The following is a 15,789-nucleotide window of genomic DNA, read 5'->3' on the forward strand; positions in this document are numbered from 1 at the left end:
GCAGTCCTTTCTATTTCCCCCAGATATCAGGGATATACTCTTCTAATCCTAACTCTTTGAGCTTTTCCGGGGTGGGCTTCCCTGTAGCCTTATCCCATCCTCGCAGCTCATAGTATTTATCCAGCATCTCGGTTAAATTCTCATTAACCTTACCTTTGGCTGGGCCATCGGGCAGTGGATCCTCTAGCAATCGGGGAGGTAGAGTATCATCAGCTCTGGTCAGCCCCTCCCTTACACTGAAGACCCTGGCAAGGTTATAGGCTCTCTCGCCGAGCTGCACCATATCATCATACGTGAATTTCCGGCCGAGACAATGCTCTACCAACTCTACCCACTCATCTGAATCTACACAGAATCCCATGAACTTGCACGCCCCAAGTGTGTCAAGTGCAGTCATGACATTCTCCAGATCCACTAAAACGTGAACCTCATTTGGATCGGCCACAAGTGAATCCTTGATCCTGCTATCTGGGATGCAAAGGAACGGTATATCAAAAAAGCTTGGGCCTTGTATATATGCGGTAACATGGTCGCCACCCCTGTTGGCAACAGCATATGCTAGCCCGGTTATCTGAACTGCCCTGGAATCATAGGCTGGAAGCTCCAAGCCCTTAACATTCATAGCGAATTTTTCGCTTCCCTTGCCCAACTTCTGGGACATCCTTCTCGTTCCCTCAGCCAGTAAATCACCGACACCCTCTCTCTTGGCTATCTTGTGTACCAGCTCTACCACGATGTCAGCGTCACCAAATTTGAGCTCCAATCCATCCGTATCCGATTTGGTCAGTATTCCCTTTTCATAGCATTCCATGGCGAAGGCAATGGTACTTCCTGTCGAGATCGTATCGAGGCCATAGTCATCGCACAGGTAATGTGCCTTTGTAATTGCTTCCATATCAGTGACCTGGCACTGACCACCGAGGGTTCCAACACTTTCGTACTCCGGTCCTCCCCCACTGGCACCCTTGTATTTACCCTTCCTGATTTCACTTCGTCTTCCACATTTAATTGGGCAAGCGAAACACCCCCAGGACTCTACGAGAACCTTTTCGCTGAGGGCTTCCGCGTTTATTTCCTCTAAGTTTGGAAAGACACCGGTTTGCCAGTTTCTTGTAGGAAATCCACCCTTTTCATTCACCATATCAATAACGGCGTTCGTGCCAAATGTCTCCAATGCCACTTTCAGCAAAGACTCATCGACCAGCTCGAACTGTTTCCTTGCTACCTTGGCAAAAGCAGTTGCATCTGCCAACTTTACTGGCTTTTTCCCATATACAGCAATAGCTTTCAATCGCTTCGAGCCCATTACTGCTCCGCCGCCGCACCTTCCTGCTGCTCTATGGACGTCGCTCATAGTGCTGGCATATCTAACTTTGTTTTCACCTGCTAATCCAATACAAACAACATTGAACTTGTCACCTAGCTCTTTCTTTATCTGGTCTGTAGTTTGAGAAACATCTTTACCCCATAAGTTTTTCGCATCTCTAAGCTCAGCTTTACCCTCCTCAATTAAAAGGTAAACAGGTTCTGGTGAGATGCCCTGAAAAATAATTCCGTCAAAGCCTGTTCTCTTAAAGTCTACCCCCCAAAAGCCGCCTACATTTGCTTGTGCCCATATACCAGTTAACGGCGATTTGAAAACCAGGTTGTATCTCCCGGTGCTGGGAGCCTGAGCTCCTGTTATTGCTCCAGACATAAATATGAGCTCATTTTTAGGGCCTAACGGGTCTGCCCCCTTGGGAACCTCATGATAGAGGTAATGGGTTGCCAGCCCGGCTCCAGTTAAGTACTTGTCAAACAGATCTTCAGGAATTTCCTCTTCTGAAACTTTGGACTCCGACAAATTGACCCTTAGAATTTTCCCATGGCCTCCAAACATTTTTACCTCCATTACTCTTAATTATCATCATTATAGCAATGTAGGGGCGCAGCATGCTGCGCCCCTACCGAAACATCTAGAAGTCCACCGAGCGGCCGTCGTAGGCGTAGAGGAAAAGCTTACTCAGTTCCTCATAGGAGGGGGCACGGACAGCGGTGATTATCTGTGTGTCATTGAAAGCATCGTCTACTAGCTTTTCCAATTGTGCTTCGTAAGCCTTGCGCTCGATGCCCATTTCTGCAACCTTGATTGGATTCCCTACCTTCTGGCATAGATCACGAATGTATTTTGCGAGAGCCCGTGCTGCTTTTTCACCTTCTTCCGTAGAGCATCCGATGAAAGAGGCCAGTTCCGCGAACCTCTCCGGTTCTTCGTTGGCCGCGAACTCTATAGTATACGGAAGGAAGAGAGTGACGGCGCGACCGTGGGGTATATGGAATACTGCTCCGAGCACATGTCCCATTGCGTGAGCCATTGAGGCCATGGCATTGCCATAGCCCAGGCCGGCGCAGGTGGCCGCATTATGCATTCTCTCCCTGGCTTCAATATCGGAGCCGTCGGCAACGGCGCGTGGTAAGTACTGAAAGATGAGGCGCATAGCGTTGAGGCACAGGCCATCGGTGATGTCGGTATGCCACGTGCATGTGTAGCCTTCAACGGCTTGGGTCAGCGCGTCCAGGCCGGTGTCGGCAGTCAACTGGGGGGGCATTCCCGCTGCCATCTCCGGGTCCACGATAGCGATGTCGGCGGTGTTTTCTCGGTTGCCCAATCCCATCTTGCGCTGCTCCTCGGTATCGGTTAAAACGATAGCCCAGGTGACTTCGGCCCCGGTGCCGCTGGTGGTGGGTATGGTAATCAGGCGCGCCTTCTGACGCAGAACCAGGTCCGCAATGGGATTGATGGCGGCTGGCTCCATATCAGGCTGCTCGTAGAGCACCCAGATGGCCTTGGCGGCGTCTAGCGGCGAGCCTCCACCCAAGCCGACGATCCAGTCGGGTGCAACCTCCATGGCGATCTGCGCTCCACGTCGCACTGTCTGCACACTGGGCTCGGGCTCGATCTCGTCGAATACGTGCACTTCGATGCCGGCTATGTCCAGATGGGCCTTTACCTTGTCTACCAGGCCAAGTTGGACCATCATGCCGTCGGTGACAATGAGGGCGCGTTTTCCCTCCAACTCGTCGAGCACTTCCAGCGCCCCCTCACCAAATACGATTCGCGGCGAGACGAAGTTCCACATCGCGACTACCTCCCTCTGATAAACGATCCAAGACGATTGACGAAAGACAGATGATAGATAACGAAGGGCGAATTGCCAGTTATGCCCGTTCTATACCCGTCGGTCACTGTCCTTGATGTCAGTCACCGAAGTCGGTGGGTACACGCGAGACGCAGTTGACTAGCTCCTTGGCTGCCTTGGGGTAGCGCATGACTTTCATCATATCACCCTTCAACTTTAATTTGCGTGTCATCATTCCCGCAATAGGGTCCAACTTCCCTTCGATGACCTTGCGCCAGTTGCTGAATTGGGCGCGGATGATGAACTGTGCCTCTCGCTCGCCCTCGCTGGCTAGCTCTATTGCATCGGTACACTTGCCGTGATATAGGCCGACGAAGAGATACCGGGTCTCGGGATAAGCTTTATCGGGCTCGCAAATGAAGATGAAGTCCCCTTCCCAGTCCTTAGCTGATCTCTCGTATGCCTCGCTGGCATTGAGTTGACTGGCGAACTCCTTAACCCATTCGTCGGATGGAAATTTAAGAGCCATGACTCTTCCTCCTTTCTCTGACCTTTGCTCTCAGGTATTTAGCCCCACCGCCTGGAGTGTGGCGCTCAGTCTAGCACCCAATTGGGGTGAAAGTCAATATATGAATTTGCCAGCATGGTTGCTAGAAACACCTGCCTATTTCTCCTAAATAGCTATACTCTCCTCTCTTTTAGAAACTACAACCAATCCCTTAGTAGTTTTACCGTTTCTAAACATCTGGCATTCGCTGAGCGAGGGCCTTCCTATAAATTGGCTGCCCGTTCCACGCAGCGTTTCCACCTGGCATTTACCCGTTCCTGCAGTTTGTTAATCTGCTCTTGGGTAATACTGTTAAACCTCCCCTGTTCCATGAGAAATTCTCTCACCGGCCTTAGATTACCCTTTCGGGCAATGGATTCACTGGCCGATGTGAGGTGGAAAACGCCGTCCTCAACCTCATAGAGTACGACCCATCCCGTCTGTACAGCGAGCTCGCCGATCTTGATGGTGTCACTGAAGGGGAAGCGCCATCCCGGGGGGCAGGGTGTGAATACGTGTATGAACCTGGTTCCCTCTATTGCCTTTGCCTTGCTGACCTTCTGGTAAAGGTCCAGGGGATAGGAAGCATTGGCTGTAGCGACATAGGGGATGCCGTGCGCTTCCATTATCGCGGTCATATCCTTCTGATTCTGCTGCTTGCCCAGTATAGGCGTGGTACCTGAAATGGCGCCCAGGGGGGTGGAGCCAGAGCGCTGATTGCCGGTGTTCATATAGCCCTCGTTATCGTAGCAGATATAGATGAAATCCTCTCCCCTTTCAGCGGCGCCGCTCAACGCCTGGATCCCGATATCGTGTGTGCCGCCGTCACCGGCGATGGCCAGTACAGTTAATCCCTTTCTGCCCAGGGCTTTCAGCCCGGCAACCAGTCCGGTAGCCGATGCGGCGGTGGAGGCGAATGGCGTGTTTACACAGGGGACATTTACCGATGTTACCGGGTACATGCCGTGCAGTACGGTTAGGCAACTGGCTGGCACTGTCACGATAACCTGCCCATCCAGCGCTTTCAGGATATGGCGGTAGGCTAGAGACAGGGCGCAGCCGGGGCAGGTCCTGTTGCCTGGCAGCAGATATTCTATTTCGGGAAGGTTAACTGCATTAGTTTTCAAACCGGCAGGCCTCTCAAATATGACATATCCATTCGGGGTATTCGCGGTTCAAAACCCCCTCTTTAAGAGATGGCAGCGCCTTCCTAACCGCATCCGCTATCTCTCTGGCTTTTACATCACGACCACCCAGTCCGACAATGAAGTTTCTTATTACCGCATTTATACCACTTCCGTAGAGGGCTGATTTGATTTCCGAGCAGGTGGCTCCTTCCGAGCCGTAGCTGATATTCTTATCGAAAACCGCGATAAGGCGGGTTCTCTTGAGCGCCTTCACCAGATCAATTTTAGGGAAGGGTCTTAGCACTCTCAAGCCCAGGACACCCGCCCGGTGTCCTTCTTCACGGAGCATGTTTGCCGCCACTACTGCCTCCATCGCCAGGCTGCCCGTTGCCACAATAGCTATATCGGCATCATCCATTCTGTCTTCCCAGAACATACTGGCGTAGCTTCTTCCGAATAGCTCGCTGAATTCCCGGCTGACCTTGCTTATGGTCTCCCTTGAATTCTGCAGAGCCTCCTGGAGCAGAAACCTCAGCTCCATATACCCGTGGCAGAGCACGCCCTCAGCGTTAACCCTGGGGTTTGCCAGGGTTACCAGGTTGTAGTTCCTGGGGTTGGCCGGGTCCAGTGTGGTGTGGGGGCTGTAGTGGGGTAGAAACCTGTCCACTTCCCCCTGTGACGGCACATCCACCGGCATTTCAGTATGAGATAGGATATAACCGTCGTAGCAAACCATAACCGGCACATAGACTGTCTCGGCAATCTTATAGGCCTGGATCACCGAATCCAGTATCTCCTGGTTGTTTCGGGCGTATATTTGTATCCAGCCGGTATCCCGTTGGGATATAGAGTCCTGTTGGTCATTGAGAATACTCCAGGGTGCTCCGATAGCACGGTTTACGCAGGCGAGAACCAGGGGGAGGCGTGTCCCGGCAGCCCAGTGCAGCATCTCGTGCATGTAGGCCAAGCCGTGTGAACTGGTGGCGGTGAAGGTCCTGGCTCCTACAATAGAAGCCGAGGTGCATACGGCGAGGGCGCTGTGCTCACTCTCGACGGCAATATACTCGGCATTCAACTCCCCTCGTTCCACGAATTCAGAGAGGATTTCGGTGACCGGTGACTGGGGCGTAATAGGGTAGGCAGCGATCACCTGGACACGGCTGAGCTTTGCCCCCTGGGCTGCAGCGTGATTGCCATCAATTATCCGTATATCGGCTTCGCTATCTGTCTTCTTGCTCAAATCACTCAATCTGTTTAGAGGTCCTCTTCATTTACCATGGTTATAGCCTGTGCCGGGCATACCTGAGCGCATATTCCACACCCTTTGCAGTACTCTAGGTTTATCTGGACCGGTATGGTTTTACTGATGAGTGCGTCCGGGCAGTAGAGCCAGCATATAAAACAGGCTGGCTTGCCGCGCTTTGCAGGGATGCACTTTTCGGGGTCTATTACTGGAAGTGAACTGCGCCACTCGCCTGTCCTCCCGGCTTCTCCAATACCCGGTGACGATTCACCACATATATGCTGGCAACTCCTGGTTCCCATAACTTTCTATCACCCTGTTTTCTGTAGCCTGGTTATCTCGTAGGTCTTCCTGAATGCGATGATGTTATTATCTACTAGGCTATCGGAGAATCTTTCTCTTATTACCTTTTCTATGCTTGCTATATCTACCAGCTCAGTAGCACGGACTAACGCGCCCAGTATAGCTGTATTCACCACGGTTAAGCCGGCAACTATGAGGCCCAGCTCCCGGCATACCCTGGTGGCATCAGCAGTAGCGATGTTGAAATCACCGTTAACCTCGAGTTCATCTGGACGCTGACGTGAGTTCACCACCAGCCATCCCCCCCTACTCAGTCCGCCGATTACATCCTTGTCTCTCAGCAGGGTGTGGTCTAGGACTACTACAACGTCGGGTTCTTCCACCTGTGACGTAACCATGATTGGCTGCGGGGAAATCCTGGTTGATGCGCTTACCGGAGCGCCTCTCCTCTCGGCGCCAAACCATGGTGCAGCCGTTACCCCCTGATAGCCTTTGAGGTAGGCTGCCTGTGCCACTATCTTGGCGGCCGTTATGGCCCCCTGACCGCCCCGGCCATGCCATCTAATCTCGTAAAGCCTTGTTTCCATAGACAGTTTTGTAGCTATTCCACTAACCTCAGATGATTTGTCTTTTTAAGTTGTAGAAGGCGCAGGCTTATGTTAACGCTCTTTACTGGAATGTGTCAAATCTGGAGTTTGACCCGATCCACGATGTGATCAGATATGTGCGCCGCATTAAGGCTAATGGGCTACGGAAAAATATTAGATGGGGAGGCATTTGCTGGCCGTGCTAAATAGCTATCTATCTCTTGACAGCCGGCACTCTTAAGAGCAAGGGCTCGTATTTGGCGTATAGGGTGTGTAGCAGTAACTGGATTCGTCCAGCCTCCACCAGATCTCCGTTTTTCGGGCGCATTGAATGATGGGCCATAGTTCACCTCCCAATCAGATTGTATTCCGACAAGGGTTCTCCGTTGACCTAGTGTACTGAACGGAGAACGGCAGATTGACAAGTTGGGGTGGAGGGGGTACTCTATTCGTACACGAGACGGGTTGCCACTTTTCAATTATACGTCAATTATGGCTTCCGGGAAGGGTAAGCCGCAAGCGGTTGCGGGACGCAAAGCTGTGATATTCACCCTAATGATGGTACTTCAAGGCTGCTTATAGCCTGCGTATATTGGGTTTATACTTAAATTGGCGCTGCGCCTTTATAAGAAATTTGGACATATTTTTAATGTCTTAAGGAATAAATAGTATGCAGAACTCGCATACAAAATCAAAAAGTCTACCTAAGACCTTTGCCCTCTGCGCTTTCGCCTATATTATCGCTTTGTGCATTGCTGTTTCTGTTGGGTATGCGCTCGGTGACAGGCATCCAATCTGGATTGTTTTAACGGCAGACATTGCAGCTACGCTGGTCATTTATGCTTTCGCCCGCGTATTTCAAAATGCAAGCTTTTATGACGCATACTGGAGTGTCGCCCCGCTTGCGATTGCGCTCTATTATTTATTGGGAGCCTCATCGGGAGATGCAGTCTTAACGCGTCAAGTGGTGGTTGTCACCCTGGTATTTATTTGGGGTGTCCGGTTAACGTGTAACTGGGCCAGACAGTGGCGGGGACTGGGGCATGAAGACTGGCGCTATGCGAATATGAGGCATAAATGGAACCGTCTGTTCTGGATCATTGAATTATCTGGAATAGAAATGATGCCGACGATAATCGTTTTTCTCGGCTGCCTTTCGCTCTACCCTGCCCTCTCTACCGGGACGAGCACATTCGGAGTGCTCGACTGGGTTGCCATCGTGGTAACCGCTGCTGCGATCATTATAGAAACAACGGCAGACCAGCAGCTAAGAAGGTTTGTTAGGACAAACTCGCAGCCGCGAAAGATTATGTCAACTGGCTTGTGGGCTTATTCCAGGCATCCGAACTATCTTGGCGAGATAATGTTCTGGTGGGGGCTCTTTATATTCGCACTGGCGGCTGATCTTTCCTACTGGTGGGTGATCGTCGGGCCGCTGGCTATGACCGTGCTCTTTGTCTTTGTGAGTATCCCCATGATGGATAAAAGGAGCCTGGAAAGAAGGACGGGGTACGAGGAGCATATGAGGAGGGTTTCCGCACTCATTCCGTGGTTTCCCAGGAAGTGAACAAGTCGACATCGGTTTTAATATATAGGGCTGGCTTCCCCATCAGTAGAGATCCATTAGGCCGATCTCATAGGAGATGGGAAGGCAATGGGAGGTTGTAACATCAAGGCCTAGTGAAGCTCTGAGCTGGGGGGAAATGGTGGAGAAGTCAGAAATTCGAGAGTAATCACTGGAGGGGGTAAGCATGATTAAAGTTATGGTGATGATCAAGAGGAAGCCTGGCATTTCGCATGAGGAGTTCTGCAAGCACTACGAGGAAGTGCACGCGCCACTGGCGCTTAAAGTGCTGCCCACAATTAAAAAATATGTGCGGAACCATGTTGTCGCACTCCCCGGCACGGAAGAGCCCGGTTTCGATTGCATTACCGAGTTCTGGTATGATGACATGGAGGGGGCGCAGGCATCGCTCGATACCCTTAATTCCGATGCTGGCCAGGTTATACGAGACGACGAAGCGACTTTCATGGACAAGGATAAGCAGGTCGTCCTCCTGGTCGATGAGAGGGAGACAAAGTAACCGGGAGGTGTTTCCATATTATTCATCTACGCTTTATGGTCTTGTACCTATTACCATGAGCCTTTACCGGGCAGTTATTACATACCAATGTATCACAAGAGCGCACAAATATTACCCTCTGACTAGCCGGCAGAGTCCTCAGATTGAAATACTGAGATGACCGGCAGCAAGATAGGGAGGAGAATGCCAGTGAAGGTGCTACTAACCGGTGCCTTGGGCAACATAGGCAGGAATACTACCAACAAGCTCATAGAGCAGGGGCATCAAGTGAGGTGCTTCGACCTTAAAACGAGGGCAAATGAAAAAGCTGCCCAGAGGATCGAGGACCAGATAGAGGTAGTATGGGGAGATGTGCGTAGCCCCGATGACCTGGCTGCCGCCGTTAAGGACCAGGATGTCATTATGCATCTGGCGTTTATCATGCCTCCCACGAGCGAAGACCGTCCCCAGTGGGCGAGGGAGATTAACGTGGCTGGTACTGAAAATCTGCTCCAAGCCATGAAAACAGTGTTACCACCACCTAAGATTATCTTCTCTTCGACGTTTAGTGTCTTTGGCGATACCCAAAGCCAGCCACCACCGCGCACCGTCACCGATCCGGTCAAACCAGTGGACAACTATACACGGCACAAGGTTGAATGCGAGAGATTGGTCCAGGAATCCGGGTTGGATTGGGCCATCTTCCGATTCGCTGTTGTGCCCCCAATGTCGTTGGGTGGGGTTGAAGAACTTCCGAAGATGTTCGATTTCCCTCTGGATATGCGAATTGAATTTGTCCATCCGCGTGACGCTGGGCTGGCTCTTGCCAATGCGGTGAACAGTAAAAAAGTATGGGGCAAGATATTACTTATCGGAGGTGGGCCTAGTAGCCAGCTTTACTATAGAGATTTTATGGGGCGGATGATGGATGCCATGGGTATCGGGATGCTTCCTGAAAGGGCCTTCGGTTCCAAAGCTGCTATGACTGACTGGTTAGATACCAGTGAAAGCCAGAGTTTGCTCAACTATCAGCAGCACACGTTTGAGGATTTCGTGCAGGAGATAGCCTCGCTATTGGGTTATAAGCGGTATCTGGTGCCACTTTTTCGCCCCCTGGTTCGCCGTTGGGTATTGCAGAAATCACCCTACTTTCGGGCTAAAAGGTAGGCGTACTTCACATTAACGTAAGATACTTCACATTAGTGTCAATAAGCCGGGTGCTGCGACGCGATAGCGGATACCCGACTCCTTTATTAAGGATTAAGGGCATGCGTTCGCAGAGCTGATTAGAAAGAATCTAGCTAAAGCGTTCCGCAAAAATGCGTTTTTCCACGATATTGCGAACGGCGGCAAGGCCTGGTGATGTGGTGAGCTCCATTAAGGGCTTGCCCAGCAGATCGTAGTGGGCGATATCTTCATCCTGGGGGATATAACCAAAAACCTCCAGTCCCATATCCTGTGCGGCTTGTCTTAATAATTCCTCGTTACCCTGCACCCTATTAAATACCAGGCCCAGCCTCTCACACTGGATCACCCTCTCGCTCTGAGCCATCCCTTTTATCTGGGCTGCGGTCTGCAAGCCCCTGGATGTAGCATCACTAATTATAATCAGGGTATCGACGTGGCCCATGACCTGCCTATTTATCTGTTCCAGGCCGGCCTCGCCATCGATGAGGATGGTGTCGAAGCTCTTGGAGAGGGTTTCTATCGCCCCACGCATAAGGTTGTTGACCGGACAGTAGCAGCCCAGCGTTTCGGTGCGTCCCATAGCCAGCAGGGCGAAGTTGTCCATCTCCTCGAGGGCCTCAAATACCATGTAGTCGAGCTTATCGACCAGTTGGCGACTTTCTTCCTGCTTGCCCTTCCTGGCAGTCCTGATTATCTCCTCACGGATTTGGCCCATGGTTCGTCTGACGGTTATGCCAAGGGCGAGGGGCAGGCCCATGGCCGGATCGGCGTCAATGAGCAGCAGCTTGCCTCTCTGGCCATTATCCAGTAGGACCTTGGTCATCATGGCAGTGAATGCGGTCTTACCTGTGCCTCCTTTGCCGCATACAGCGACAAGCCTGTTTTTTGGAGTGGTAGATTCAGCCATGGGCATTTCTCCTTCTCAGATCAACAAGGCTATGAATTAGCAGCGGTCTTAGTTTTCTTTGTTTTTTTCTTGCGCACCTTAACTACCGTCCTGATTTCATCGCACACCGGTTTATATTCGCAGGAGCGGCAGTCCCAGCCGAGGGTGCACTCGATTTCATCCAGGTCGTAGCCTTTAGCCTTCCAGACATCCTTGGTGATGTTATGGGATATCTCCCGCACCTGCTCGTCGATGCTCTCCAGGGGCTTAAGGTCCTCCCTGCTCGAGGTAACGAAGATAATCTCCATTGCCTGTATCTTGGACACCTCTGACTTGAAGATGGCCATTAGCGCCCTTCCCAGGGTCTCGAAACAAAAGCCCTTCTCCGCCGCCTCATTACTCACCCTGCTCCACATGTGCTGAGGTATGCTTCTTATCATGTAGCCCTCTATCTGGTCGGCTATGTACTGGTTACGCGCCAGCTCTTCGTGCTCTTTTTCGCTGAGGCTCTCTCCACTAACCATGAGGACCTGGCCGAAGGGCAGGCTGCCCCCTGACGATTCCGGGATATCGGGGCCGATGAGTGTAATCCTGCCGTCTCTGAGCAGGGAGGTGTTATCGGTCCATAGCAGGAAGGCGGAGGAACCGCAATCCGGATTCCCCAGCTCGATGAAGGTGTCTCCCCTGAGTATTATTCCTGGGCTCGCCCCGGGGCCAACCCGCACCGGAAGCCCTTCAAGAAGCTCGCTGACCGAGAGAGGACAATCGATCTCTCTGACTTCGCCACCCTTCTGGCGCACCTCCGCCCTGTATTGAGTCAGCTTCTTAATGTATATGTCGAAGATTGCCATGATCTGTTTCCGCTTGGCAGGTCTGGATTCCTTGAGATGTTTAATAACCGTATCCGTAATTCTAAGCGAAGTGAAGAATCGGTACCATTCGCTGTCGCTCAGAGTAACAGAACAATGAAGGCTGCCAGTTCAATTGGGCTATGTGGTATGTTGACAGGGGGGAATCGGCTCAGGATTTCTTACTCAGTCGCTCCCTGGCGATGAGGGCTGCCCCTATCGCCCCGGCGATCTGGGGGTCTGAGGGCAGCTTTATCACGCTTACCTTTAGCTTCTCCTCAAGTGCCTTGGCCAGCCCTTCGTTCTTGGCGCATCCGCCGGTCAGCGCCAGGTCTTCGACGAGGCCCACCTTCCGCACCATGGAATTCAACCTGCCCGCCACCGCGTTGTTGACACCGGCGGCTATATCGACCACTTCTGTACCCTCGTTGATCAGGGTTACAACCTCGGACTCAGAAAATACGCTGCACTGGCTGGTTATGATGGCCGGGCTCTCTGACTTGAGCGAAAGAGATGAGATTCCCTCCAACCCACATTCGAGCACGCGGGCCATCGCCTCGAAGAACCTGCCCGTACCCGCAGCGCACCTGTCATTCATAACGAACTCGAGGACATTGCCCTTATCATCTAAGGACATCACCTTGCAGTCCTGCCCACCGATGTCGACAACCGTTCTCACTGTGGGGCAGAGCCAGTGGGCGCCGCGGGCGTGGCACGTTATCTCCGAGATGTTTTCATTGGCGAAGGGAACCTTGAGACGGCCGTAGCCGGTTCCCACGATATATCCCAAGTCATCCAGCGATGACAGACCAGCCTTCTTAAGCGCCTCATCCATGGCGGTACGCGCCGTAATCTCTGGCTTGGTAGTGGAGGGGATAATCACGTACGAGGTGACTTCACCGTTCTTCATCACAACCGCCTTGCCGGTAGCAGAACCTACATCACAGCCTCCAACAATCATACTATCTCCTTTCTTGCTTTGTAATCTATACCTATTTCTGGCCCAGCCCCGTTGCGCTGAAGAACTTGGAAAACTTGTCCTTGACCTCGTCCACCGAGGTGTACCTCTTGTCAAAAATATCGACGCCGAGGTGCAGGTAAGGAACCCCTAGCTCACGGCACTTCTCCCTCATCATGCCGGTGTTGGCCGAGCCGTCCTTGTGGCCCATATGCGCTGGCCAGACGACGCAGTCGATCTTGTAGTCTTTGACAATTCTCTCTATATCGCCGAGGAAGTGGTCAGCCACACCCCGCGCCTGCCGGATCATGGGATACTGGGTGAGGGATCGCTTGGACAGGTCCCGGAACATGGTGTCCTCGTTCTTAGTGTCTATTGGCTCATACGGGGTATGGCCGAACATGTTCATGACGATGCTCACTCCCCACTCCGACTCCAACCACGGTTGTATGTCGAACTGCCACATCAGCGGCAGGATGTCAAACCACAGCATCCTGATCTTCTCCCCACCCGGCACACCGCTTACCCCTGCCTTTACCCGTTTCTCTGCGTTGGCAATGAGTCTCTTGAACCATTCGGCGCCCCCGGGCTTGCCGGGATAGTAGAAGGTAGCCATGGCGAAGCATTGCGGCGGGCCGATGGTCCAGTCGTGGGGACATGGCACCACCCGCCTGAGTTCGTTGTATTCCTGCCACAGCGCGTACTCCTTGTTGGACTCCTCGCATACCTCCCGCAGCCGGTCGATATCCAGCTTGTATCCGGTGTGCTCGGTGACAAAGTCCACCATACGCCTGAGCTCCTCGGCATAGTACTCATAGCTTCGCTCATCCTCCCAGTAAGGGGGGTCAGCGCCGAACATCGGGACGTCATGCCACTTGCCGTGTTTAATCGCCTGGTGGACTATTGTGGTACCGTCGCAGGGGTGAAGCAGGGCGATACATGCAGTCGGCTTTGGACTCATATCGGCCTCTACATAGTACAGTGAAAGCCTGAGCACGGTACAGAAATCGCTGCCCAGCAGCCTCTCGGATCCATCGATATCGTCGGTGATGTGTGGCGCTTCGATCCCGAGGAATGCAGTCTGGGGAAACATCCACCACGGGACACCCATGGCGGTAAATAGCTCCGCTGCATAGGCGAACCAGCTCGCGATGAATGGCTTGTCGTTTTCGGCACAATCCAGTACTTCGTCATACTTATCCAAAACCGCCTTTATTACGCCCTTATTGATCTCTGCTTCCTCGGATTCATCCAGCGAAAGCGCATCCAGGAGCATCTGCATATAGGCTTTATCATCTCTATATAGTTTAAGTGCTTTTTCAGGTTGTTTTCTCTTTGTAGTCACCGTTTACCTCCCCATGCTTTCCAGGAATGCCTGGGCCCTGGTTCTCAACTGGCCAGCGCCGGCCATGATATATTCCCTATCCAGCTTGAGGAAAGGAATACCCTCCTCTTTTAAATCCCCGCCGAGCATGAAATTCTCACCTGTCCACAGGTCGCAGAAGATCATCCGCTCGCCGATAACCCCGTCAACCTTGAATTCCTTGACCATGTCTATAACGAACTTGGACCTTTGCGGTTGAGTATCGAACATGCGCGGACAGGCGGGTTTATCCTGGATGTAGTAACGCGCCAGGGCAGCAAGCGGGTCATTGGACTTCTCATCGACCTCATTCCATATGATTCTGGTGCCGAAACACATCGAGTCGGTGACCACCAGACCTCCCTGCTCCTCGATGACTTTAATGAACGCCGGATCATCGAGTATGCCAGCCACGATCATCAACCTCGCCCGATAATCCTTGATGCCTTCCGCGTCGCTCAGCTCTTGCAGCAGCTCCTTGAGCATCTGGTTAAACGGCTCCCTCGGCATGGCGGTGCTGGCCACGACAACGGCAAGTGCTTCCGCACCGGTTATCGGCGGGTTATCCTTTTTCCTGAGCTCATAGAGCTGCCTCAGCAGGCGCCGCGTCTGGTTGTGGAGCTTTATCGCCTTCCATAACTTTTCATCGCTGATGGTGATGCCTAGATGCTTTTCCAGAGCCTCCTTCAGTATTTTTAATTCGTCGCGGAACCACTGCACCTGCACATCGGTGGTCATCTTGGGGAGGCTCATCATTTTGGTGAACGGTGTGTCCACCTTGCGTATCCAGTTATCGTATATGCGCCGGACGTGGTCGCAGTTGTTGAGCCAGATGAGCCCCTCGAGGAAATCGTAGTCGCCCTGCAGCCCCATATTGTAGCAGTGACGGCAGAAACTGCAGTTGATGCTGCTCAGATAAGCATCCGCCAGCTCCGTCCCCCTGCTGCCTGTGGCCCTCATGCGGAAGGGGACCATACCTGCGGCGGTGATGATCTCCTCCGGCCCATAGGAGCAGAAGTGGCCCACCACCTTGCCGCCCTGCTCTATCCATTTCTTCAATTCAGGGTTAACGATGGTCTCGGTTGCTTCCTGGAATTGCTGCAATACCTTCGATTTTACTGTGGTCTCCAATTCATTTCCCCCTTTCCAGGCACCTATTTTTTGGGATGCACTACCTCTATAAAGAGACAGCTTTGTACTGCTCCCGGTAAATTATTTTTGAGGCGAATAATCTGGGTGGCGCAGTATACTACACTATATACTATAAATCGAATTTAACTGGGTGTCAACGGTTCACCTGCTCCATAAAGGTTTAGCAGCGGCGCTTCGAGCGTGATTGAAGGCGGGGGCAGATCACTGCTACACGGTGATTGGGGGAGGGGGTATAGTTGATGGCTAATGCTCCTGGCAATGGCAGTAACAAATGGCTAGGGGTGACGGGTAAGTGATGTGCTGGTCACAGAGGCTTGCCCGCACAATTTTTCTATCGTAAAATGGAACGTGCACAAAAAGGAGCACATTGTTAGTAGTTTAGCGTTCAGGCAAACAGGGTAAAGT

Annotated in this window: 15 protein-coding genes; 3 read left to right on the top strand and 12 right to left on the bottom strand. The window is 52.3% G+C overall.

Annotated features, from left to right (window positions below):
• Positions 1-10 precede the first annotated feature (10 nt).
• The 7 genes from VMX96_08350 to VMX96_08380 form a co-directional block, all read right to left on the bottom strand.
• The gene (locus VMX96_08350) at positions 11-1,879 is read right to left on the bottom strand and encodes an aldehyde ferredoxin oxidoreductase family protein (GenBank protein ID HUU63907.1); all 1,869 of its coding nucleotides are present in this window, start codon (positions 1,877-1,879) and stop codon (positions 11-13) included.
• Between the two features lie 76 nt (positions 1,880-1,955).
• Positions 1,956-3,119 carry an iron-containing alcohol dehydrogenase gene (locus VMX96_08355; protein ID HUU63908.1) on the bottom strand — a complete coding sequence of 388 codons (1,164 nt, stop codon included), beginning with the start codon at positions 3,117-3,119 and terminating at the stop codon, positions 1,956-1,958.
• Between the two features lie 118 nt (positions 3,120-3,237).
• The gene (locus VMX96_08360; protein HUU63909.1) at positions 3,238-3,648 is read right to left on the bottom strand and encodes an SCP2 sterol-binding domain-containing protein; all 411 of its coding nucleotides are present in this window, start codon (positions 3,646-3,648) and stop codon (positions 3,238-3,240) included.
• A gap of 242 nt (positions 3,649-3,890) precedes the next feature.
• Entirely contained in the window at positions 3,891-4,793 is a 903-nt protein-coding gene (locus tag VMX96_08365) for a thiamine pyrophosphate-dependent enzyme (protein ID HUU63910.1), read from the bottom strand.
• Between the two features lie 13 nt (positions 4,794-4,806).
• Positions 4,807-6,042 (bottom strand): transketolase C-terminal domain-containing protein, encoded by a 1,236-nt coding sequence (locus VMX96_08370; protein ID HUU63911.1) that lies wholly within the window; start codon positions 6,040-6,042, stop codon positions 4,807-4,809.
• Between the two features lie 5 nt (positions 6,043-6,047).
• Positions 6,048-6,338 (bottom strand): 4Fe-4S binding protein, encoded by a 291-nt coding sequence (locus VMX96_08375; protein HUU63912.1) that lies wholly within the window; start codon positions 6,336-6,338, stop codon positions 6,048-6,050.
• Positions 6,339-6,347: 9 nt separating this feature from the next.
• Positions 6,348-6,926, bottom strand: coding sequence for a 2-oxoacid:acceptor oxidoreductase family protein (locus VMX96_08380; GenBank protein ID HUU63913.1), 579 nt, complete (start codon positions 6,924-6,926; stop codon positions 6,348-6,350).
• A 670-nt stretch (positions 6,927-7,596) separates the two neighbouring features.
• Between VMX96_08380 and VMX96_08385 the strand changes: the two genes are divergently transcribed.
• The 3 genes from VMX96_08385 to VMX96_08395 all read left to right on the top strand — a co-directional run bounded on the left by VMX96_08385 (position 7,597) and on the right by VMX96_08395 (position 10,156).
• The gene (locus tag VMX96_08385; protein HUU63914.1) at positions 7,597-8,493 is read left to right on the top strand and encodes a DUF1295 domain-containing protein; all 897 of its coding nucleotides are present in this window, start codon (positions 7,597-7,599) and stop codon (positions 8,491-8,493) included.
• 184 nt (positions 8,494-8,677) lie between these two features.
• Complete coding sequence (locus VMX96_08390; protein HUU63915.1) at positions 8,678-9,010, top strand: EthD domain-containing protein; 333 nt, start codon at positions 8,678-8,680, stop codon at positions 9,008-9,010.
• 183 nt (positions 9,011-9,193) lie between these two features.
• A complete protein-coding gene (locus tag VMX96_08395; GenBank protein HUU63916.1) occupies positions 9,194-10,156 on the top strand; it encodes an NAD(P)-dependent oxidoreductase in 963 nt (320 codons plus the stop codon).
• 130 nt (positions 10,157-10,286) lie between these two features.
• Here the strand turns inward: VMX96_08395 and VMX96_08400 are convergent, their stop codons facing one another.
• The 5 genes from VMX96_08400 to VMX96_08420 all read right to left on the bottom strand — a co-directional run bounded on the left by VMX96_08400 (position 10,287) and on the right by VMX96_08420 (position 15,363).
• The gene (locus VMX96_08400) at positions 10,287-11,084 is read right to left on the bottom strand and encodes an AAA family ATPase (GenBank protein ID HUU63917.1); all 798 of its coding nucleotides are present in this window, start codon (positions 11,082-11,084) and stop codon (positions 10,287-10,289) included.
• 29 nt (positions 11,085-11,113) lie between these two features.
• Entirely contained in the window at positions 11,114-11,914 is an 801-nt protein-coding gene (locus VMX96_08405; protein HUU63918.1) for a hypothetical protein, read from the bottom strand.
• A 169-nt stretch (positions 11,915-12,083) separates the two neighbouring features.
• On the bottom strand, positions 12,084-12,872 hold the full coding sequence (locus VMX96_08410; protein ID HUU63919.1) for an acyl-CoA dehydratase activase: 789 nt from the start codon (positions 12,870-12,872) through the stop codon (positions 12,084-12,086).
• 31 nt (positions 12,873-12,903) lie between these two features.
• The gene (locus VMX96_08415) at positions 12,904-14,214 is read right to left on the bottom strand and encodes a 2-hydroxyacyl-CoA dehydratase family protein (GenBank protein HUU63920.1); all 1,311 of its coding nucleotides are present in this window, start codon (positions 14,212-14,214) and stop codon (positions 12,904-12,906) included.
• Between the two features lie 3 nt (positions 14,215-14,217).
• Positions 14,218-15,363 carry a 2-hydroxyacyl-CoA dehydratase family protein gene (locus tag VMX96_08420; GenBank protein ID HUU63921.1) on the bottom strand — a complete coding sequence of 382 codons (1,146 nt, stop codon included), beginning with the start codon at positions 15,361-15,363 and terminating at the stop codon, positions 14,218-14,220.
• Positions 15,364-15,789 lie beyond the last annotated feature (426 nt).

This window comes from Dehalococcoidia bacterium (assembly GCA_035528575.1).
In the GTDB taxonomy this organism is placed as follows: domain Bacteria; phylum Chloroflexota; class Dehalococcoidia; order E44-bin15; family E44-bin15; genus DATKYK01.

Excerpts from the sequence above, each read along its gene's own strand:
- VMX96_08350 (HUU63907.1), bottom strand. The coding sequence starts at position 1,879 with ATGTTTGGAGGCCATGGGAAAATTCTAAGGGTCAATTTGTCGGAGTCC.
- VMX96_08355 (HUU63908.1), bottom strand. The coding sequence starts at position 3,119 with ATGTGGAACTTCGTCTCGCCGCGAATCGTATTTGGTGAGGGGGCGCTG.
- VMX96_08360 (HUU63909.1), bottom strand. The coding sequence starts at position 3,648 with ATGGCTCTTAAATTTCCATCCGACGAATGGGTTAAGGAGTTCGCCAGT.
- VMX96_08375 (HUU63912.1), bottom strand. The coding sequence starts at position 6,338 with ATGGGAACCAGGAGTTGCCAGCATATATGTGGTGAATCGTCACCGGGT.
- VMX96_08380 (HUU63913.1), bottom strand. The coding sequence starts at position 6,926 with ATGGAAACAAGGCTTTACGAGATTAGATGGCATGGCCGGGGCGGTCAG.
- VMX96_08385 (HUU63914.1), top strand. The coding sequence starts at position 7,597 with ATGCAGAACTCGCATACAAAATCAAAAAGTCTACCTAAGACCTTTGCC.
- VMX96_08390 (HUU63915.1), top strand. The coding sequence starts at position 8,678 with ATGATTAAAGTTATGGTGATGATCAAGAGGAAGCCTGGCATTTCGCAT.
- VMX96_08395 (HUU63916.1), top strand. The coding sequence starts at position 9,194 with ATGCCAGTGAAGGTGCTACTAACCGGTGCCTTGGGCAACATAGGCAGG.
- VMX96_08400 (HUU63917.1), bottom strand. The coding sequence starts at position 11,084 with ATGGCTGAATCTACCACTCCAAAAAACAGGCTTGTCGCTGTATGCGGC.
- VMX96_08405 (HUU63918.1), bottom strand. The coding sequence starts at position 11,914 with ATGGCAATCTTCGACATATACATTAAGAAGCTGACTCAATACAGGGCG.
- VMX96_08410 (HUU63919.1), bottom strand. The coding sequence starts at position 12,872 with ATGATTGTTGGAGGCTGTGATGTAGGTTCTGCTACCGGCAAGGCGGTT.